Annotated in this window: 15 protein-coding genes; 5 read left to right on the forward strand and 10 right to left on the reverse strand. The window is 33.8% G+C overall.

Annotation, left to right across the window (positions count from 1 at the left end; genetic code table 11):
- Positions 1-111 precede the first annotated feature (111 nt).
- The 5 genes from TERY_RS03445 to TERY_RS03460 all read right to left on the reverse strand — a co-directional run bounded on the left by TERY_RS03445 (position 112) and on the right by TERY_RS03460 (position 7932).
- Positions 112-2022 carry a transketolase C-terminal domain-containing protein gene (locus TERY_RS03445; protein ID WP_011610546.1) on the reverse strand — a complete coding sequence of 637 codons (1911 nt, stop codon included), beginning with the start codon at positions 2020-2022 and terminating at the stop codon, positions 112-114.
- 240 nt (positions 2023-2262) lie between these two features.
- Positions 2263-2391 (reverse strand): hypothetical protein, encoded by a 129-nt coding sequence (locus TERY_RS36090; protein ID WP_370496548.1) that lies wholly within the window; start codon positions 2389-2391, stop codon positions 2263-2265.
- A gap of 666 nt (positions 2392-3057) precedes the next feature.
- Positions 3058-3984 (reverse strand): spermidine synthase, encoded by a 927-nt coding sequence (locus tag TERY_RS03450; RefSeq protein WP_011610547.1) that lies wholly within the window; start codon positions 3982-3984, stop codon positions 3058-3060.
- 615 nt (positions 3985-4599) lie between these two features.
- Positions 4600-6135, reverse strand: coding sequence for a bifunctional ADP-dependent NAD(P)H-hydrate dehydratase/NAD(P)H-hydrate epimerase (locus tag TERY_RS03455; protein WP_011610548.1), 1536 nt, complete (start codon positions 6133-6135; stop codon positions 4600-4602).
- 996 nt (positions 6136-7131) lie between these two features.
- A complete protein-coding gene (locus tag TERY_RS03460; protein WP_044136361.1) occupies positions 7132-7932 on the reverse strand; it encodes a hypothetical protein in 801 nt (266 codons plus the stop codon).
- Positions 7933-8053: 121 nt separating this feature from the next.
- On the opposite strand from TERY_RS03460, the gene mnmA reads away from it, so the two are divergent.
- Positions 8054-9148: a tRNA 2-thiouridine(34) synthase MnmA gene (gene mnmA, locus TERY_RS03465; protein ID WP_370497383.1), complete on the forward strand. Its 1095-nt coding sequence runs from the start codon at positions 8054-8056 to the stop codon at positions 9146-9148.
- 142 nt (positions 9149-9290) lie between these two features.
- Here mnmA and TERY_RS32215 read toward each other — a convergent pair whose 3' ends face one another.
- The 3 genes from TERY_RS32215 to acsF form a co-directional block, all read right to left on the reverse strand.
- On the reverse strand, positions 9291-9494 hold the full coding sequence (locus tag TERY_RS32215) for a hypothetical protein (protein ID WP_196797210.1): 204 nt from the start codon (positions 9492-9494) through the stop codon (positions 9291-9293).
- A 198-nt stretch (positions 9495-9692) separates the two neighbouring features.
- Positions 9693-11591 (reverse strand): squalene--hopene cyclase, encoded by a 1899-nt coding sequence (gene shc / locus TERY_RS03470; RefSeq protein WP_011610552.1) that lies wholly within the window; start codon positions 11589-11591, stop codon positions 9693-9695.
- A 705-nt stretch (positions 11592-12296) separates the two neighbouring features.
- Positions 12297-13373, reverse strand: coding sequence for a magnesium-protoporphyrin IX monomethyl ester (oxidative) cyclase (acsF, locus tag TERY_RS03475; RefSeq protein WP_011610553.1), 1077 nt, complete (start codon positions 13371-13373; stop codon positions 12297-12299).
- A gap of 1245 nt (positions 13374-14618) precedes the next feature.
- Here acsF and TERY_RS36095 point away from each other — a divergent pair.
- Both TERY_RS36095 and rpmF read left to right on the forward strand, forming a co-directional pair.
- A complete protein-coding gene (locus TERY_RS36095; protein ID WP_370496552.1) occupies positions 14619-14834 on the forward strand; it encodes a hypothetical protein in 216 nt (71 codons plus the stop codon).
- Positions 14835-14979: 145 nt separating this feature from the next.
- A complete protein-coding gene (gene rpmF, locus TERY_RS03485) occupies positions 14980-15156 on the forward strand; it encodes a 50S ribosomal protein L32 (RefSeq protein ID WP_011610554.1) in 177 nt (58 codons plus the stop codon).
- A gap of 492 nt (positions 15157-15648) precedes the next feature.
- Here rpmF and queA read toward each other — a convergent pair whose 3' ends face one another.
- Positions 15649-16758 (reverse strand): tRNA preQ1(34) S-adenosylmethionine ribosyltransferase-isomerase QueA, encoded by a 1110-nt coding sequence (queA, locus tag TERY_RS03490; RefSeq protein ID WP_011610555.1) that lies wholly within the window; start codon positions 16756-16758, stop codon positions 15649-15651.
- 480 nt (positions 16759-17238) lie between these two features.
- Here queA and TERY_RS03495 point away from each other — a divergent pair, with 480 nt between their 5' ends.
- Entirely contained in the window at positions 17239-17628 is a 390-nt protein-coding gene (locus TERY_RS03495; RefSeq protein ID WP_011610556.1) for a hypothetical protein, read from the forward strand.
- A gap of 531 nt (positions 17629-18159) precedes the next feature.
- On the opposite strand, the gene TERY_RS03500 is transcribed toward TERY_RS03495, so the two are convergent.
- Positions 18160-18702, reverse strand: a complete 543-nt coding sequence (locus TERY_RS03500) for a YraN family protein (protein WP_011610557.1) — start codon at positions 18700-18702, stop codon at positions 18160-18162.
- 145 nt (positions 18703-18847) lie between these two features.
- On the opposite strand from TERY_RS03500, the gene TERY_RS03505 reads away from it, so the two are divergent.
- Entirely contained in the window at positions 18848-19282 is a 435-nt protein-coding gene (locus tag TERY_RS03505) for a pentapeptide repeat-containing protein (protein WP_011610558.1), read from the forward strand.
- Positions 19283-20565: the final 1283 nt, after the last annotated feature.

Raw genomic sequence — 20565 nt, forward strand, 5'->3', positions numbered from 1 at the left:
GACAAATAGGTGTTTTACATTCCACTAGAAAGCTTCTGGTATTTCCTGTTCCTTAACAACATTAATTTCCCAGTTCTAACCAAAAGACGTAGTACCATAATTAAAAAAAAATTATTTGACTAACTCTTTAACCTTACTCATAATACCTTCAGGGCCAATTCCTTGATGAGGAAACTGTTCCCAGAGACCGCCACAACCTTCTTTGTGAGTAGCAATATAAGCAAACTTAGGACTCATACCACGTTCTAATAACCAAGAACCGAAACGACTGCCCAAACCAGTACGCCTATTGAAAGCTTCAACTACCAATACAAAAGGAGCCGTACCTACCTTTCTCAACATCTCCTCGTCAATTACATTGAGAGTCGGTTTATTAATCAAGCCAACATCTATTCCTTCGAGCCTCAGACGTTCTAATGCATCAAGAGAACGATATAACGCATCACCGAAACTAACAATATAACCAGCAGTACCTTCCCGAATCACCTCATCTTTTCCAGGAATAAACTTGTAATCTTCGCCAAAAAAGTCTTTACCATTGCTGTCAAGCAGAATTGGTACTTTCGAGCGAGTAGAAAAAATAAACCGCATTCCAGATTGAGTAAACACTGCCTCAACGCAAGCTTTCATTTGATTAGCATCTGCTGGGAAGTAGAGGCGAGTTTCATAAGCATCATCAAGGCCATTGTCAGCAAACATATTGTTTAAACCGAAATGACAAGTATTATCTGCCATATCATCTATACCAGCATGGGAGAAATGGCATAAAATATTAGATTTATTTAAGCGCGCCATTGTAATTTCCGAGATGCACATTTCTAGGAAAGCGCTGAAAGTTCCAAAAATACCTTGCTTACCTGGTTCCATACCAAATCCCGCAGCAGCAGAAAAGTTGCCTCGTTCCATAATACCGCCACTAACAAACCGATCCGGGAAAGCTGTACGAATTTGTTTTAGTCCGCAGGAACCTTCTAAGTCACTATCAATAAACAAGTGGTTGCTACGTTCTGTTTCACTCATACCACTAACAATAGATACCACAGTATCCCCAAAGACATTGCGGTTGGAACCAAGTTTGTCACTTACCCCCAAATAAGTGTAGCTTTGTAATGGTTTTTCAATACTTTCAAGATACTTAACTGCTTCAGTTATTCCTCTATCTTTTAAGTACCCGATCGCTAATTTTAAAGGAATTACGTCATGTCCGTGGATAGAACCTTCTAAACCTTCTATTCCTACACACATTTTCCGCTTATTGACTATAGCGATCGGACCGGCTGTCGTAACTGCTTGACACATTCTTTGGTAAAGACTATCTAAATCTTCTCCATCTCCTTCAAGTACTTTTATACCGTGACCTGTGAGAGTTTTATTGAGGTCATAACCTTTTAAATAGTTGGAAGGATGACCCGCAATAGTCACATCATTATCATCAATGAGTAATTTAATATTAAGATTTTGTGCTACTGCCATTCTCGCCGCTTCAGCATCATTACCCTCTTGTTGAGAACCATCAGAACCAAGGCAAAATACTGCTTTATTAGGATTTGCCATTGCCACACCATTGATGTAAGGCCACATATGTCCCAATCTTCCGGAACTAAATTTTACTCCTGGAGTAAGTCCTAGTTCTGGATGTCCTGGTAGATGGGAATTAGCTGCCCGATAATTTACAAGATTTTCAACGGGAAGGTCTCCTTGTATAGCCGCCATTAGGTATTGGGTAGCTACACGGTGTCCAGCCTCATCAAAGAAAATAGGTACAAACTTTTCTGCTGCACCTCGGAAAAAAGCATCTAGAATCATGACTTCCGGCACTGTATCATAAGGGCCACCGGTATGACCTCCTACTCCTCTAGCAGCGCCAGTGGCAGTGAAAAATACGATCATATCACGACAAAGTTGAATATTTGCTTTGAGGGTTTGTCGTTGTTCATCTGTAAGGATGGAATTTGTGGGGTCCAAAGAAAGAGGTTTGTAGCTTTCTATGTTAATTGGAAATGTTGCTCTAGCAGTTGTCATAGTTAATAAGAGGAAAGTACCTATAATTTATTTTCCCATCATTTATTCCATACCTTTAACAAGGCAGAAAATTTTTAGGGCTAGTTACTGAAGTAAAAAAATTGTACAAAAGTTGGGATAATTCTACATTCTTTTTTAGAATATGAGATTGAAGCAAAATTTTTTGTATTTCATATAACTATAGAAGTTAAAGAACTAGGCATAGTTCTACATAGTTAAATATTGATTGTGCTACTATTTCTAATCTGTTAAATATAAATATGTGGGTATAAATAGTAAACGATACTCAATAGAAATCTGATTTCTCTGTTCTACTAATATCCAGTATGTGACAACTATTATTGGCGATCGCTCTTCTATCAATCTCATCTTATGAAGTGGATAAGAGAATAGCTTAATAATATTAATTCCTAAAAATAATGGGATACTTCTTCAAGAGTTTAGTTATTAACTGTACTAAGCTCATGCATATCAAATCATACCCCTACTAGAGACAGTAGTTCTGCGTAACTCCTGATTCAGTAATAAGTAAGTAAGACAAGTAAGAGAAATGTTTTTAATGAATGATTATAGGCAAAGTGGGAGGATATCTTGTATCTTATTAAGTATTATTTTTCCACTAAGCTTGTGTAAATTTATTTATACATGACTACAGGACTTGTGAAACTAGCTTCCTGTTTCATCTCATAACATTGACCTTAGTCTATAAATGTTTGTGTAATATTGATTTGATTTCAATTAGTGATTTATCTCTTTATCAGAAATTGAACATATATTCCTGATAATGACAAATAATATATAATTGTATCAATCTTTGTCAAATTATTTGAATTTAAGTAGATCTGTGTTTAAATTTGTCGCTATATAACAAAGTGTAAATTGACCTCAAATAATCTGTGTGGAAAAGCTTAGAGTCAGTACACAAATCTTAATATAGCTAAGTTTTTTTTACACCTACCTATTTAGTAGTTAGATCTACTCCCTACTTTCAAGAATATTTAGCAAGACTTTGGCAAATGATTAAAGATGTTGCTCTCAAACCTGAATAGATTTTGGTGGAGTTTTCAAAGTATATATCTGAGTTTCTGTAGCGATCGCCTGTCGTAAATTCAAAGGTATTTGCAACATACCCAATAAAGAAACACCATCCATAAACTTAAAACCGCCTGTAGTTTTTTCTGCCAATAAACGGTCTACTTTTTCTGGGTTTGGTGTAGAAGAAAATTTTTGCTCAGAACAAACAACAAACCCTAATGGACATCCATAACTCGTAGAATAAGGTATCAGGGAATAAACACAATTAAATACACTTTGTAAAGTTTTAACTACACGAGCATGAAGATACATCTCAGCAGGAGAAATTGAACCCCCTTGTATTATAAACGAGCCTAAAGCCGACAAAACTTGGGAAATTTTTTGAAAGTATTCCTGAGTAAATAAAGGAAAAGAAAGACCATGTTCAATAGGATCTGTCAGGTCAGAAATAATTACATCCCAAGTTTCATTAGAAGAGTCTAAAAAATTCTGAGCATCATCGATGATTAACTCTACACGGGGGTCTTCAAAAGAATTTTGGTGCATTTCAGGCAAATACTTTTTGCAAGCTTCTACAACCTTCTCATCTATGTCAACCATAACTACTTGCTCAACTGTTTTCCAGCGTAATACTTCTCGTATTGTTGCTCCTTCTGCTCCTCCAAATACTAAGACTTTTCGTGGAGACCCATGACAAATCATAGCTGGATGTACCAAGCCTTCATGGTAGAGAAATTCATCTGCAGTGCAAGACTGCCACTTACCATCTAATATTAAAGCTTTACCATAAACACCCTTGACAATATAAATTTCCTGATATTTTGTTTTTTGATAAACAAGCACCTGGTCAATACCATGTTTATAAATGTCCCAGGGTGTAATTTGCTCAGTGAAATACAAATCTGTATTAATATTAGTACCTGCCATTGATTATTTGTCTCCAGATAATTTACTGAAAGGGAGTAGGGAAAATGAGTCAAAAAATAGGGAACCAGAAAAATATTTATTCCATCAATTATACCAAACTAATTTAGATAAATTATAATACAATACAATTCAGTTAAATATTTTTTTAGCAGTTTTATAATTCTGAAAAGCCCTTAACCATGGTTTTATACCTTATAATTTTTAGTCTTATCTGAAAGGAATAGCAAATATAGACTAGAGAAAATGGCTTGGAGGGGAACAAGCAAAAAAAATATTTACCCCATTAATAATACACAATTAATTCTGATTATAGCGTTTCTGAAATGACTGGGATTAGAGTTGTTGTTCTTCTTTTTTATTCCCATCGAACCAAAATTACAACTATGTCAAGACTTTTCATGGAACCCTTCTAACTATTCCCTGTCGGGAATTAAAAATAATAGTACTAGATAAAACGCCTCAAATTTAGACTAGTCTTAGCTTTAACCTCAAAATTTTCTAAGTTCTAAATCAGCATAGGTTCTAGTCATTGTTACAGCATCAACATAATTCCCTTGTCTAGGCTAATTTTAACTAATTTTTTCTACCAGAAAATGTTAAGTACTACTACTCCTATTAGCAAAAGTTATATTTTTTTAGCGCAGGTATTAAATATTGAGTTAAAGTAAAAGCATCTACTCCTAACTCTGTTCGTTCTTTTACTGCTAATATTGCTGCTTGAGCATGCCACCAAACTGCTGTTTTTACAGCATTGAATGGTAGAGTTTGAGTTGAATTAATAGCTAATAAACCTCCAACTAATCCTGTAAGTACATCTCCACTTCCCCCTCTAGCTAATGCGGGAGTGCTTTCTGGATTTATTAATATTTTTTGGCTATTAGCAATAATTGTTTTTGCCCCTTTTAAAACTATTATAACGTTACTATTTTTAGTAGCTTTTTCAGCAGCTAATATCCGATTATTCAGTTGATCTACTAGATGAGGAAATAGACGTTTAAACTCTCCTGGGTGGGGAGTAATAATTGTTGGTGCTTGACGTTGACTTACTAAAGAATTATTTGCTAAATTTCCACAAATATTTAAAGCATCAGCATCTAAAACTAGAGGACAATTTACAGATAATACTTTTTCTATTATAGATGTAGGTTCTATAGTTAAACCAGGTCCACAAGCAATAGCTTCAAATTTACTTAAATCTATATCTTCTGGTAATTGTTTTATTGTTCCAGTTTCTGTTTCAGGGCAACCAATAATTAGTGCTTCTGGTAAATGACTATTTAGTATAGGTTTAATTGATTTTGGTACAGCAATTGATAACATTCCTACACCTGTTACTCTAGAACCTAATCCTGTTAAAACTGCCGCGCCACTATAACGATGGGAGCCTACAATTAATAATAAATTACCGTTTGTATATTTATAGGTTGCTGGGGGACGAGGTAGAGGTAAATTTTCCAGAGCAGATGTTTTTGTAATTCTCTCAATTGTTGGAAATTCTCCTAAAACTTCTGTAATATCTGCTAGGGGAATATCAAAGTCAATTAATTCAGATTTACCAAAATATTTTAGAGCTTTGTCTTGTAAAAATGCCTGTTTCCACAGACCCAAACAAAATGTGTAGGTAGCACAAATACTTGTTCCTAAAACTTCTCCTGTATCTGTATGTATTCCCGAAGGTAAGTCAATACTAAATACCTGTTTTTGCCAACTATTAATTTGACTGATACTTTCAGCTAAATCTCCAGATATTTCCCGTTCTAAACCAAAACCAAATAAACCATCTATGAGCAAAGCACAATTTTTGAGCAGGGAAATATTTTTGACAAAATTAACTCCTAAATATTGGAGATATTTGGCATGAGCATTTGTTAGTTCTTTCAGGTTTACAAAAGGGCAGTAAACTATTATTTCATAACCTTGAAAATATAATTCTCTGGCTATGACCAAAGCATCTCCACCATTATGACCAGGACCTACTAATACACCTATTTTACTAATATTAGAATTTAATAATTCTGAGATTTTTCGTGTTACTAATCCTGCAACCTTTTCCATTAATGCTGCTACAGGCATTCCCGCAATAAATATACGTTCCTCTATTTGTCGCATTTGTGCAGCAGTAACTATAAATTTTTCTTTGATATTGTTCATTTTTCCGAATTTTATACCAAATATCAAAAGTATTTTTAGGGAGTAAGTAGAGGTGTTATATGCAACCTAACTACTGAGCAGGGAGTAGGAAAATCAGCAGTAATTTGGCCAAAAAGATATAAAAATAGCATCAAACCTTATATAGTAATTGTTTGATATTTAATCAATATATTTCTTTTTCTATCTAGGTTTAATCCATTTTTAGTAATGGCTGAGTATTTTCCTTACCCAAAAATAGCAATGATAGGCATTTTTGCCCTTGGACATTGTCAAAGTATTCTTGGATATAATATATTTTCCCTCTTTTCCTATAATCTTTCAAAACATTGTTGAACTTTACTTATTAGTTAATAACTGAAGTATTGAGGAAGTGTAGCATTATTTTTGTTAATATTATTCTAATTTAACGAACCTTCCTTCAAAAGAATAGAAAATCATATTAAGTCTGATTGATCAGTATTAGAGGGTTTAGGTTAAGATAGTATCTGTAAATAAAATATTAAATCCTGATTTGAGATGGGTATTCCCAGATTCATATCTTCAACTTAGTAATCTTTGTAGTTTGCCGTAACCCAAATAAACGTCAGCTTTAAGCAGAAGTTAAAATTGGTTTTATAGGGAGCCTCTATTTCAATCAATTTTTAAGCTTATCAAAATAATTGAGTTGTCTAAACATAGCTTTTAAAACCATCCATTACCCACATATTTATTAACATCAAAATTTACAAAAAAAATAAAACAATTTATACACTTACTATGAATATTTTTTTACAGTAAATATCTTGAAAAATATATTTTTATTCAATATGTAAATTCCAATTATTCTCCTTTTTTTTTATATCCTTATATCCGTTTTCATAAAATAGTCATAGGAGCTCATGATAATTTTTTTTTTAATGAGAAGTGTTTTTTAAAGGTTATTTGAATCTCTTTTACCAAAACAACTTTGGATTTCATACCTTTTAAAACTTTAACTTTGTTAACTTCTTTGTTATTCTAACGACCATAATAAATAACTACATTAATAAACCCTGAATCTAATAAATAGCGTTGCCATTTTTCTGCAGTTTTTTCATTTTCAAAAGGTCCTATAGCTACATTTTCTGGTATTTCTGTCACCTGAATACCTCTATCAGGAACTCCTAATAATCCCAATTTATATGTCGTTATAGCTAAATCTTTTGACTGGCTAGGAATTAGTAAATAATAGGACTTACTATTTAGTCCATAAGCTATTGAATTAGTCACTGGAGGATATATAGTAGCTGCTAAAGTTGTAGAACTTACAGGTTTTCCAAATGCTTCACCAGGATTCAACTTCAATCGTTTACCATGAATTCCTTTTTCCTTTAAAAAATCTAACAAATCTAAGGTAAAAAACAACTCAGAAAAGCTTCCGACTTGAATAACTTTTCGGTTATTAAAAAAGCGAAATACTGCTCTTGGTTCAATTATTTGCCGAATAATTCTTAACAAAATTTGACTTTTTGAATCAATATAAACAATATATTGTAAACTTGGAAATGGATTAGGTTCAATGGGGTTAAATATTGGTTCTTGTTGTTGGGCTGAGGGTGTTATAATTAATGGTGGTAAATTTTCAACAGGTCTTTTATCTCTAAAAAAATCTGTTATTAGTGGTTCATTATTTGATGTGTTATTTTGGGAGGTAAAAATTGTATTTTGGCTATGATTTTGATTGGTATTTAAGGTTTGATTTTTGATTGATTTTCCTAGAGATAAAGTCTGATAGCTTAGGGCTAAAAACCATCCTAATATAATTGATAATAACGACATTTTTGATGTTTTGTAGCATGATGTTGTAAAAAAAATATTTGGCATGGTTACTTACTTCAATAAATGATGAATTTTAGCTGATAGCTGAATGCTTAGATAGATATATATTTTTTTTAATTGTATAAACTCAAATCCAATGAATAAAATTATAGTTGGTCTCTCTGGTGGAGTTGATAGTTCCACAGCAGCAGCAATATTGCATCATCAAGGATATCAAGTCGAGGGCTTAACTCTTTGGTTAATGAAAGGAAAAGGTCAATGTTGTTCTGAAGGAATGGTTGATGCTGCCTATATTTGCGAACAATTAGATATTCCCCATCATATTGTCGATACTCGCAATTTATTTCAAGCAAATATTGTTGATTATTTGGTGACTGGTTACAGTGCCGGAATTACTCCACTACCTTGTTCTCAATGTAATAAAACAGTAAAATTTGGTCCCATGTTAGCTTATGGTCGTGAAAAATTAGGTATTGACAAAATTGCCACAGGGCACTATGCACGACTTGATTATGACTCAAAAAGCGATCGCTATCTATTAAAACGTGCAATTGATCGTAATAAAGACCAGTCTTATTTTTTGTATGATTTAACACAGTACTTATTGGCAGGTTCAGTATTTCCTCTAGGAGAAATGGTAAAGAGTGAAACCCGACGCATTGCAGCAGAATATGGTTTGAAAACTGCTGACAAACCAGAAAGTCAGGATTTATGTTTGGTAGAGTCTAGCGGTTCCATGCGGGCATTTTTAGATAAATATATTACTCCCCATCAAGGTGAAATAGTTGACCGAGAGGGACGAGTTTTGGGAAGACACGATGGTGTCCATCATTATACTATTGGCCAAAGAAAAGGTTTAGGAGTTTCTGCCCCTCATCCCTTATATGTGATAGACCTAGACCCAGCAATGAATAAAGTAATAGTGGGCGATCGCGATAGCGCGACTAAAATGGAATCTACTGTGAAGCTGGTTAACTGGGTTTCTATTGCCCCACCAAGTACATCAATACGCGCAGAGGTACAAGTGAGGTACCGCAGTTTACCCGTAGCTGCAAATATTATTCCTTTGGGTGTTAATGAAGAAAAACCTCAAGATGGTTTTCGAGTTAAGTTAATTTTTGAAGAAGCAGTTTTTGGTATAACTCCCGGGCAAGCTGCTGTTTGGTATGAAGGAGATATTTTGTTGGGTGGAGGGATCATAGAAAACGAGAAGTAAGTGTTAGTTTGTAGTCTGGATTTTTTAGTTGATCATCAAAACTGAAAATTCAGACTACTAAATTATTTATTATATAGATTTTATTACTTAAACTTAATACTTTTGCTCTGGGACAAGAAACCATTTTTTGATTTTCGTAAAGTCAGAAAGCGATCGCAACTCCTGTAGTAGTACTTTGATATTTTTTCAATAAAATATTGATCATTGTTCTTTTGAGATAAAAATAGTGATGCAAGCATTGAGAATTTAAGTTATACTTCAACCTTACCACTAAACGTAAGTTAATATTTGATAGTCGAGAGCGATCGCTTAGTAGCAAAAAAGAAAAGTATGAGTCTAGAGACATCAACTTAGTTACAAGTACATAACAAACCCTTAACAGACCCATAAACCAATATCTTTACAGCTTTAAGAGCACCCAAAAATTTTGAGTCTTAAAAATCTTACTTTTAGCCTTTGAATGGATGAACTTTAACTTCCGTAAAACAAACAGTATAACTTTAATCTCAATTCCCTGCCTCTTATTCATCCCACTCAAAAAACATCAACCACTTAACAAACTCTCATACCTTCCCAAAGCCATCAAAGGAAAATACTGTGAATAAAAATGATACTTAATATAAAAATGACCAGGAAACCCAGTACCAGTAAACTCATCCTCCAGCCAACTCCCATCATCATTCTGAGTCGAAACTAAAAAACCCACACCCCCATCAATAGCATCCCTAGCAAAATTACCAGTCCCCTCCCCCGCAGCCAATAAACCAATTAACGCCCAAGCAGTCTGAGAAGCCGTACTTTTCCCCTTCCCCTTCAACGACGGATCATTATAACTCCAACAACTTTCACCCCATCCACCATCCGAATTTTGACAACCAACCAACCAACTTGCCCCCCTCTCTATATAACCTCGGTGACTTTCCCGTGCCATAACAGCCAAAGCCAAAATAACTCCACTCGTACCGTATATATAATTAACTCCCCACCGACCAAACCAACAACCTTCCTCTTCCTGCTCCCTTACCAAAAAATCGATCCCCCGTTTCACCCGCCAACTATCCATAGCTAACCCACAACAACCAACCATTTCCAATACCCGCCCCGTCACATCTGCCGTATTCGGATCGATCATCGCCTTTAAATCTCCATAAGGAGTAGCATTCAACCAGTCTTGATTATTATCTACATCAAAAGCTGCCCAACCACCAGCTTCACATTGCATCGAAGCTATCCACTCCATGCCACGAGCGATCGCCTTACCTTTCAGATCCTCATCAGGCAACTCTACAACATCCAAAGCCATAACCACTACCGCCGTATCATCTATATCTGGATAAAAACGATTCATAAATTCAAACGCCCAACCCCCCGGTTTACCAAATTTATTCTTAAACACCCAATCACCATAATCCAAAATTTGCTGTTGCAACAACCATTGTCCAGCCTTAACCATTGCCGGATGACTAGGAGAAATACCAGAATCAACCAACGAACGTATTACCCAAGCGGTATCCCACACTGGAGATACACAGGCTTGTACCCGATAACTATCCTCATTTTCTATAGCAAACCTATCTATAGCCTCCAGTCCCCGCACCACCACAGGGTCAGCCACATCATATTCCAAGCATTTTAATGCCAACATAGAATTTAACATAGCCGGAATAATACCCCCCCAGTCACCCGTAACCTCTTGCCTTTCTAAAATCCATTTTTCTGCTGCTTTTAATCCTTCCTGTTGCAAAGGCATCAAATTCAAATTTTCTGCAAATTTAAAAGCCTTATCTAGTCCCAAAAATAAATCTGTCAGATCGTATTTACGAGGTAATTCAAAACTAGCATTGTTAATTCCTTCGGCATAAAGCTCATCAAGATTAATAGTGGGGTTAACAGAAAAAATCGGCTTTTTATCAAACACAATTAATAGTGGAACAGTACTACTTCTTGCCCAACTTGACATTTCATAAATAGTAAATGGAAAATCTTCAGGAAGTAGCATTATGCTAGAAGGAATAGAAGGAATACCCTGCCAGCTGTAGCATCCAATTAAAGCCAAATGTAATTTAGTAAAAATTCTGCTGCAACTAATACCACCTTTTTTAATAATAAAATTTTGTGCTTCAATCATAATTGGATCTGTTCTTGAAACACCCAATAATCTCAAAGCCATATAAGCTTCAATAGAAGTGCTTAAGTCTCCTCCATCCCCATAAAATAGTTCCCAACCACCATGTTCTCGTTGTTGAGATATTAGGTAATTTTTTGCCTTATTCAATGGTATTTTTTTATCAGTTTGCCAAATTTTATGTAGTAAAATTATTTCTGCTGTTATTGTGACATTTGATTCTAGTTGACCCCACCAGTATCCTTCTGTTTCTTGTAAACTTAATAAGTGCTTTTGACTAGCTAATATAGACTGTTTTACTTTGTTTTTTTCTATCATTTTTATCAATAATTGAAAATATAATATTGTTATTCAAAGCAATAATTAATCAATAGTAATTATCTCTATTTATCTATGATAATAATTATGCAATGCGAGGGAATATAAATGAAAATTTTATATTTTTAACATCCTTAGGGAACCTTCCCTCAAATTTTATTGTCTCTAGATAACTAGATTCTGTATAGATAGACTAGCTTCCCAGTATGCAACTAGCAAACCTGGGAAGTTTCCTTCTTATATATTCCTTTCTAGTTTATCTCTGCTATTATATAAAATAATTCTTTAATCAGCCCAATTAATTTGTAACATTATTTGATTAAAATTTTAGAAATAATTTATATGATTTTATAAATTATATAGTTACTAATATCTTAATATTCTACAGATTAAATAATTAGTAAAAATCATAAATTTTTATTAAACTGCTACTTCTAACTCCAGAACTATAAGTATAGGAAAATATTTACATCCTTAAACTACAGAATAAAATCGTAATCAAAATGCTGTAGCCAGCCTACTAGGTGTACTCTAAATCCAAGCAATGCATGAGCTTTATCCACCCAAATTATGCTACCTTCATTTTGCTAAAGCATAATTTGTGTCAATGCTTTGAAGACTCATCAGCAAGCCCTCCATAAACACAAATAAATAGCCTTGTGTCAAACAAGACTATCAAAATCAAAAAATTAATTATTAACTTTATTAACGAACAGAACTTTGCATAGTAGCCGTTTCAATTGGCTTCATTAAATACAACTTTAAAAATTGCCAACCATTAGATAAATACAGAGGAAACTTTTGGAAAAACTTCACAAAACCAGGATTATTAGAATTAGCGATCTTCGTCAACTTCTCATTATTCTTTATACAAAACTCTAATCTTGCATAAAACTCAGGATTTTCTACATCCAAAATCACTGGAAAAACCCGCCCTGAAGTTTCATTAGTTTTCTCAATCACATACTTATCATAATCACAGGCATTCAAACCAATAGAAGCATAAAAATCAGCACGTTGAATATCATTCAAATACATAGTAGCAAACACAGAAAGCAAGAAAAATCTACACCACAACTTTGCTTGCCAATCATTCAGAAATTCTGGTCTAGCTCTCATAATAGCATCAAAAAAATCTCCATGACGATTTTCATCCTGACACCAATTTTCAAAGAAACGGAAAATAGGATAAATTCTATCTTCTGGGTGAGCTTCTAAATGACGATAAATAGTAATATAACGCCAATAACCAATTTTTTCTGATAAATAAGTAGCATAAAAAATAAACTTTGGTTTAAAGAAAGTATACTTACGACTTTTAGTCAAAAACCCTAAATCCAAAGACAAATTAAAATCTGACATTGCCTTATTTAAAAAACCTGCATGACGAGCTTCATCTCGTGACATTAAAGTGAAACACTCAGCCAAAATAGGACTTTTATTTTTGAGGCGACGACCTAATTCTTTATAAAGTAAAAAACCAGAAAATTCAGCAGTACAAGAACGCTCTAAAAACTCAACAAATAAACGACGAGTTTCCCCATCAATATGATCCCAAGATTGGGCAAATTCCTCATTCCTCACAAAATGATGGCGATTATAATCTGCACGAAACTCTTCCAAAATAGCCATCAATTCATCCTCATTCACAGAGATGTCCATTTTAGCCATCTCATCAAAATCTGTTGTATAAAATCTAGGTGTGAGGATAGTTTCCTTTGCAGGAACTTTAACACCTGGACGCATTTCAGTAAAGGTTTGTTTTTTGAGAGAATTTACCATAAATTTCGTTATTTTCTTAATTATGATTATGAATCTATGTTTATAGTGAGATATAGCTGCACTCAGCAGTTAACCCCTCCCTTTTCCCATTTGGGGGAAAGTTTGTAAAGTGAATACCAAAACTCTCCTATATTCGGAGCACGAACTAAATTGGAAAGTTTAAGAATGTCCTTAGTACCCTGGTGACGCTATATTTTTTTTAATTGCTCCATTAATTGTTAATTAGCTTTATTTTATCTATAGAGAGGGTAGTAAAAATGACACTATGTTTTTCATCCCATACAGTCTATCAAGGTCTGGAGATTTGAATCACATAATTTGCATTAAGAATTGCAAAGCTATTGTAGTTAATTTGATTAATAGCTAATTTCATTAACAAAAACCCACCAAAATTAATTTGTCGATTTTAGTACTCATTTAGTGTAGCGAATCAGGTTACTACCGACTAATTATAGGGTAAGAGAGAAAGTAAGGCTTAATAAGTAATAGATATAATCTATAATCTAATACGGTTCAAACCCGACTAAAACTCATTAAGATATGAAACCATTAAATAACTACTATAGTCTACAGAACTGCAAAAAAATATTACTAGCAATACCTTGAAATTTTTTACACCAGAAACTATTTCAAATCTAGTATGAGTAAGGGAAATACCTGACATAGCTAAAAATAGCAGAAACCTAAATATATTAAGAGAAAGGTAGGTTAAAAGTAAAAACATTAATGTATCAGGTTTTGACATGATTTTTAACCTATTATTTTCTCAAGTCCAGTTAATAAAACGTATTCATATACAATCAGCTTTTCCTCATTGGATTTGGTACTCATTGTCTACAATTTCAAATATACCAGTCCCTAGGGGGCGAGGATATTCTTATACCTCTTTACCTCTTAAATTTTTTCACAGTAATATCTTAACTTATGACTTCTAGCAATTGTTATTTTAACTTCAGCTATAACCAGCTTGTTAGCATAGTTGTATTATGGTTAATAAATTTTTGGACTAAATATAAACAAATAATATAGGATATAATTACCTATTTTGGGCCGCGTGTTTAGTTGATTTAAGTAGATGTCATCGAATCTACAATGGCAAATTTTTTACAGGTTTAGTTTGGCTCTATACCTATGGCTTATTTGGAGTCGTTCAATTTATTAACTTGTTGTTAATTCCGAGTATGCTCAAATCAAAGTAAACTGGGTATTTCAGAGCAAGGGATATCATTAAATTCATCAAATGAAGTGATCGCCATCAAAGCATATTCACCACAAACCCGTCAACAATTAATGATTGCATTACTTAAAACAGCTTCTACAAAGGGAGGAAAATTATCTGTTGCTCAAGGAGTCATGGCAACAGGATATAGCTTTACAGAATTAGAAGAAACCATGAAAGAAATGCTTAAAACTGGTTACGTCAGAGTAGATAACCATCCAGATACAGGAATTGTTATCTAATTTCCATGAACTCTAAATATTGGAAACAAAGTAATCAATAAGATATATTTTAGTTAAAATTTTAACATAGTTGCTCAAATAATGGTACTATAGTATAGTAATATGTTTGTACAATTATCTGTATTTAAAGAATAGAATAACTTTTATGGCTGTACCAAAGAAGAGAACCTCAAAATCTAAGAAAAATATGCGGAAAGCTAACTGGAAAAACCAGGCAAAACTAGCTGCAAAGAAGGCACTATCCCTAGGTAAATCTGTTGAAACTCAACGTTCCCATAGTTTTGTACACCCAAGATATGAAGAGGAAGAAGAAGAAGATTAACCAACTAGGGATTTTTGGTCAATGTTTTCAATATTAAGATTCGGCCAATCTTGAAAGCCCCTAACCAAAAACATTGCTTTAAAACCTTGCTAATACCCAGGCAACCTTTTAGTTTTTTTTTTTGAATGTATCTGTTAAGATGAATATTAATTAACTAATAGCCTGTAAGCAATCTGAGACCAAAAAGGATAAACCAGGCAAACGTAAGACTAGGGTAAAGTTTGATAGAAACATTTAATCACGGGACATAAAAAGTAGCAGGTTGTATTGTATAACTTAGAGCCTTTGCTAAGTGCAAAACTTAAAACCGCCGAGTAAACTAAAGCCTAAGTATATAGGCACCTCTAAATAGGCTTAATAGCCTGGGAAAATGTCGAGAAATGCCTGGTGTCCTAATTGTCCCAAAATAATCTCCTAAAATATGCACTAGATTTAAAAAAAGCTTGTTAGGTAGACTGTTGGAGGCAATATTCCCACGCTACATAATTTGATTTAATTAACTCTAGCCGATGGTAGAATAAACATTGCATCACCAAAAGAATAAAAGCGGTATTTTTGATCAATTGCATCCTGGTATAAACTTAAAAGACGTTTTCTACCAATCATCGCACTAACAAGCATAAGTAAACTAGAGCGCGGAAGATGGAAATTAGTGATTAAACCATCTACTACCCGCCATTTGTAACCAGGATAAATAAATATATCTGTGTAATCAGAAAATGGTCGAATTAAAGGAATTAAAGATTCTTGAGTGCTATAATTATCATTAGCTAGCGCTGCTGCTTCTATAGCTCTCACTACTGTGGTTCCCACTGCGATAATGCGTCCACCTTTAGCCTTTGTCTGGTGAATTTTATCTACACTCAAAGATGAAACCTCAACCCATTCGGAGTGTATATTGTGGGTAGTAATATCTTTAACTTCAACCGGACGAAATGTGCCAATACCAACGTGCAAAGTTATAAAAGCTCGTCCAATATTCCCTTGTTCTAGTTTATATAGTAATTCATCAGTAAAATGTAAGCCAGCGGTAGGAGCAGCGATAGCTCCTGCTATCTTACTATATACAGTTTGATATTGTTCAGTTAAAGCCTGTGAACCTGTAACATAAGGAGGAAAAGGTATATGACCAAATTGCTTTAACAAATCAAGCCAAGAAACTTCTTGAGGCCAATAAAATTGTAAAACACGTCCACCTGTTTCTTGATCAATTGCTAATACTGTTGCCTGCAACTTATAATCACAAGTAAATGATGAATTAGGTTCAAACTCAATCCTTGTCCCAGCACTAAAATGTTTGCCAGGCTTGACCAAAGCTAACCAAGAATCATTTGTGATCTGTTTCAATAATAATATTTCTACCTGAGCACCACTCGTTTTTTGACCATAAAGCCTAGCGGGAATCACACGGGTATTATTTAATACTAGTAAATCTTCTGGTTGGAGTAAATCTGGTAAATCCCTGAAAATACGATGATTGTGTGTGAGGGACTCTATAACCATTAAGCGAGAGCTGTCTCTAGGAACAACTGGATTTTGAGCAATTAGCTCTTGGGGAAGTTCATAATCATAAGCCTCAATGGACCAATCTAAATCGGTCATTTCAGTTATCAGTTATCAGTTATTAGTTATCATTATCTCCTGTCATCAGGAGTTAAGAAAATCCTAGGTTAGGTTTACTTTTTGATCTTTTTGAAAGTGGAGATCAAACCTTATCAATTAGTCATATTTATTGAAGAAACAATAATGGATAATTAATTGGGTAAAACCCCCCATATAAATATGGGTACTTCTCCCCTAGTAATCTTCAACATAAAGAAGTGAATATAGATTAAGTATAGATATAATGATAAAATACTAGGCAGATATAGCTGTAGTGAAAAATACAACAGATTTTATAGCTGATTTAGACTTTTAAACATTGTAGAACATATACCTAATTGATTTATAGGGAAGCGATAAGATCCGCCCCGCTTCCTATAAACTTTTCCCACTACCTTTAATATTTCCTCTGTAGTAGAAAATAAAACTTAGAGGTTAAATCAGGGTAAAAGGGACAGTTATAAGCGGTAATAGTTTGATATGGAATATCTTTACTTTTTAGGAAATACTAGTCTGTGCCTCAGAGTAGTTGAATACTTAGACAATGCCCATCATTTACAGCTTCGTTTTATGACAGTAATTCATCAAATTGATGGCTGGGTCGTAAAACTTAAAATGAGCAAATACTTGACTCCTCAAAAACACGGAGACTTTAGGGCTTTTATGAATGAATTGGGAATACCTTATGATCCTGATATCCGTGTCAGAATGGCACTATGGGGCTTGGAAACTGGACAATCACCCTTAAGTGTGATGAGACGTTATCAGGTAGCAGTGGTTTCCCATGGAGAGCCCAATCAAGATGATATAGAAGCATTTAGAACCCAATTTGTCAGGGGTTTGGGATATTGCCCAGAAACTTTGGGTTAGTCTTGCTGGAATCTGACTCTAATTTATTTGAATTTGTTTGTACCTATACATCTATAAAAAATATATTGTTAATATTAGTATGGGTACAACAAAAAATAGTATATATTTAATTGATTCTTCACAATTGTCATTTTAATAAAGATTAAATTAAAATATAGTAAAATATCTTTATATCTAGTATAGTATTGGTCAATAAAAAAAATATATCTATACTACAGTACTACTGGCTATCAACATCATAGTAGAAAACTGAACTTAGGGACGTTAACATTAGACTAAAAAGGATTTATACCAAAACTGGTTAATAGAGGAGTCATAAAAAGTATTAATCAATTCCATAACAAAACGAAAACTAAATTCCAGAGTAAATTGAAAAAGGAATTGAGAATACCAAAAAAGATCCCTTAGTAATATTTAATTAAATGCTTTTAGTTTTTTTCACCATACCCTAATTGTTTTAGCTGATAATAAGGCCAATAATTTAGCTCGTATAGATGTGTAATTAATCTGACACGACTACTTTGTGACTATTTAATCCAAGTGAATAATAAAAGCAGAAGCAATGTAATTATGTAAAACCAATTGATAACCTGCTAACTCTACAGAATTTCCAATATCAACAGTTAACTCAGATATTTGCTGTTCTATTGATAGTTTTTTTTGGGCTTGAGAATTTTTTCGAATATAATTACACCTGACTAAAGCTACATCAAATCTACATGAATAATCTACTAATTCTGGGCGATCGCTCAAAAAAATTTCTGCAGTTTTCCATAGTTTTGCTTGTTTTGACTCTGTAACTGCTAGTAAACCATCTTGATCCCAGTTACCGCGACTACGGGTTTTAACCTCTACAAATGCTAAAATAGGAAATTTATAATTAGAGCTATCCCTCAATGAAGAAGTAGTTTTTGTGGCAACAATATCTAGCTCTCCCCAGGGACATTGCCACCTTCGATGTAGTATTTGCCAACCTTCAAGATTTAACCATTTTGCCACTAGCTCTTCTCCCAAAATACCTGTGTCAATTTTTTGGGAAATAAAAGTAGATTTACTAGATGAATCAAGACTCATTTTAGTTTATTCTATATTATGAACTGATTAAAGTAAATTAACCAGAAGTAGCATGAATTTTAGACAACAGAAAACTTCCCAAGTTTTAGTCAGCTTTGTCTTTTCATTAGTAGTTTATATGGTTGCTATGGGGACAATAACTGCTATGACCTTTATTAAGGCTACACCAATTTTAGCTGATGAGTATGACAAACAAATATTAGTAGGTCAAGATTTTTCTGGTAAAGACTTAACTAATGATTCATTTACTAAGTCAATTCTGCGTAAAAGTAACTTTAGTAATGCAAATTTGAGTGGAGTTAGTTTATTTGGCGCTCATTTAGAAGGAGCTAATTTAGAGGGAGCAAATCTTAGTTATTCTACTTTGGATGATGCTGTTTTTAACAAAGCAAATTTGACTAATGCTATTTTGGAAGGTGCTTTTGCTTTCCATACTCAATTTCGTGACGCAATTATTGATGGAGCAGATTTTACTGATGCTTTTTTGCGAAAAGATACTACAAAAGATCTATGCAAAATTGCTCAAGGTAAAAATTCTATTACAGGTAAGGAAACAAGAGATACACTCTTTTGTAAATAATTTTTATTACCCTAACTCGCAGGAATTAAGGAACACAGAATTAGGACAAATAAACTTTAGATAAACTTTATTGAAATTTTCCCTTGTCTACCAACGCCCAGGCAATTAGCACTAAAGATTTGATCTTGTTAGGGCTGTTGCTGGGAATAACTGTAGTATTTATGAGCTGGACTTTCTGCTCTACTAAATCTACCTAAACTTACATATAAATTTACTCAAACTTATATAAGCAGGAATTGCATAAGCTTTGGAGCTAGATTCAGTGTTTCACCCTTATGTCACTGAGTACAGTCTTTAACTTATTTAAGACCGAAACTTCAAATTATCAGGAAGCTTAAGCTACTTATTCACATAGTTCTCCCTAATTACTCATACTGCTACGATATTGCTATGTATGTACTATTTTCAATGAACTTAGTTCATTTTTGTTTGACTGTCAAGTCTCACCCATAAGTTCTGCTGACTTTCAATGAGGGCTTGGCCGAACTACAGTGAATTTCAGCAATAGATATCTCCAGAAAAGGTTATCAAACCTTTGCTATGTTATTCTAAAATCTGCATTTTTGGAGAGGTCTAATAAATAGCACGACTATTTGTTGATGGTTCTTCTCTCAGGGAAAATTACCTTAACCCTAATGGTTAAGGGTAGACTCTTGGTAAATTTATTTTTGGTCATTCCGGCAGGGACTACAAAATTAATTATTGTACCATCAATTTATGCTTTTTATGATAATAGCTACAAGTATTAATATTCTGAGTGAGGTGAGGGGAATGTTACTAACTGATAATTTCGACTGACCTTCTTGGCAGAGTATTGTTTTAGTTTAGTTAGCAGAGTCTTTAGGTGAGGTCTGTTTATCTTAGGGTCATTCTTCAGGCTTGTAGGGCTTCAGTAATGAGTGAACGCCTGGTATTCTCTGGCCAACATAGGTTTTGTCTAAAAATAAGGATTGGATAATGGTTGTTTTTTTTTGTACTAATGCATTTCTCCAGTGAATCTTAAAAACTCCGTTTCTTTGTTCAGAGTTTGATATTTTACCAATAGCTAGACTATTTACTAATAGATAGTTAGACTATGTTTCTAGTTTTTAGTTTCTACTCAAGGGATGTTCTAGTTATTTGCTACTGCACTTATACCTAGTATGAACGCAGCAAATTTCATTTTCCGTCCATTAACACACTCGTCGGAGCAGTAGTTTAAATCGTTATTTCTTTACTGCTGCCTCAATGTCAATCACAGATAGGCAGTCCAGACAAGCACATTTCAATTAGGTTACCTTATT

The sequence above is a fragment of the Trichodesmium erythraeum IMS101 genome, from assembly GCF_000014265.1.
GTDB lineage: Bacteria > Cyanobacteriota > Cyanobacteriia > Cyanobacteriales > Microcoleaceae > Trichodesmium > Trichodesmium erythraeum.

What these genes read in the sequence shown, in the direction of transcription:
- TERY_RS03445 (WP_011610546.1), bottom strand. Translation starts at nt 2,022, where the DNA reads ATGACAACTGCTAGAGCAACATTTCCAATTAACATAGAAAGCTACAAA.
- TERY_RS36090 (WP_370496548.1), bottom strand. Translation starts at nt 2,391, where the DNA reads ATGAGATTGATAGAAGAGCGATCGCCAATAATAGTTGTCACATACTGG.
- TERY_RS03450 (WP_011610547.1), bottom strand. Translation starts at nt 3,984, where the DNA reads ATGGCAGGTACTAATATTAATACAGATTTGTATTTCACTGAGCAAATT.
- TERY_RS03455 (WP_011610548.1), bottom strand. Translation starts at nt 6,135, where the DNA reads ATGAACAATATCAAAGAAAAATTTATAGTTACTGCTGCACAAATGCGA.
- TERY_RS03460 (WP_044136361.1), bottom strand. Translation starts at nt 7,932, where the DNA reads ATGTCGTTATTATCAATTATATTAGGATGGTTTTTAGCCCTAAGCTAT.
- TERY_RS32215 (WP_196797210.1), bottom strand. Translation starts at nt 9,494, where the DNA reads ATGTCTCTAGACTCATACTTTTCTTTTTTGCTACTAAGCGATCGCTCT.
- shc (WP_011610552.1), bottom strand. Translation starts at nt 11,591, where the DNA reads ATGATAGAAAAAAACAAAGTAAAACAGTCTATATTAGCTAGTCAAAAG.
- acsF (WP_011610553.1), bottom strand. Translation starts at nt 13,373, where the DNA reads ATGGTAAATTCTCTCAAAAAACAAACCTTTACTGAAATGCGTCCAGGT.
- rpmF (WP_011610554.1), top strand. Translation starts at nt 14,980, where the DNA reads ATGGCTGTACCAAAGAAGAGAACCTCAAAATCTAAGAAAAATATGCGG.
- queA (WP_011610555.1), bottom strand. Translation starts at nt 16,758, where the DNA reads ATGACCGATTTAGATTGGTCCATTGAGGCTTATGATTATGAACTTCCC.
- TERY_RS03495 (WP_011610556.1), top strand. Translation starts at nt 17,239, where the DNA reads ATGGAATATCTTTACTTTTTAGGAAATACTAGTCTGTGCCTCAGAGTA.
- TERY_RS03500 (WP_011610557.1), bottom strand. Translation starts at nt 18,702, where the DNA reads ATGAGTCTTGATTCATCTAGTAAATCTACTTTTATTTCCCAAAAAATT.
- TERY_RS03505 (WP_011610558.1), top strand. Translation starts at nt 18,848, where the DNA reads ATGACCTTTATTAAGGCTACACCAATTTTAGCTGATGAGTATGACAAA.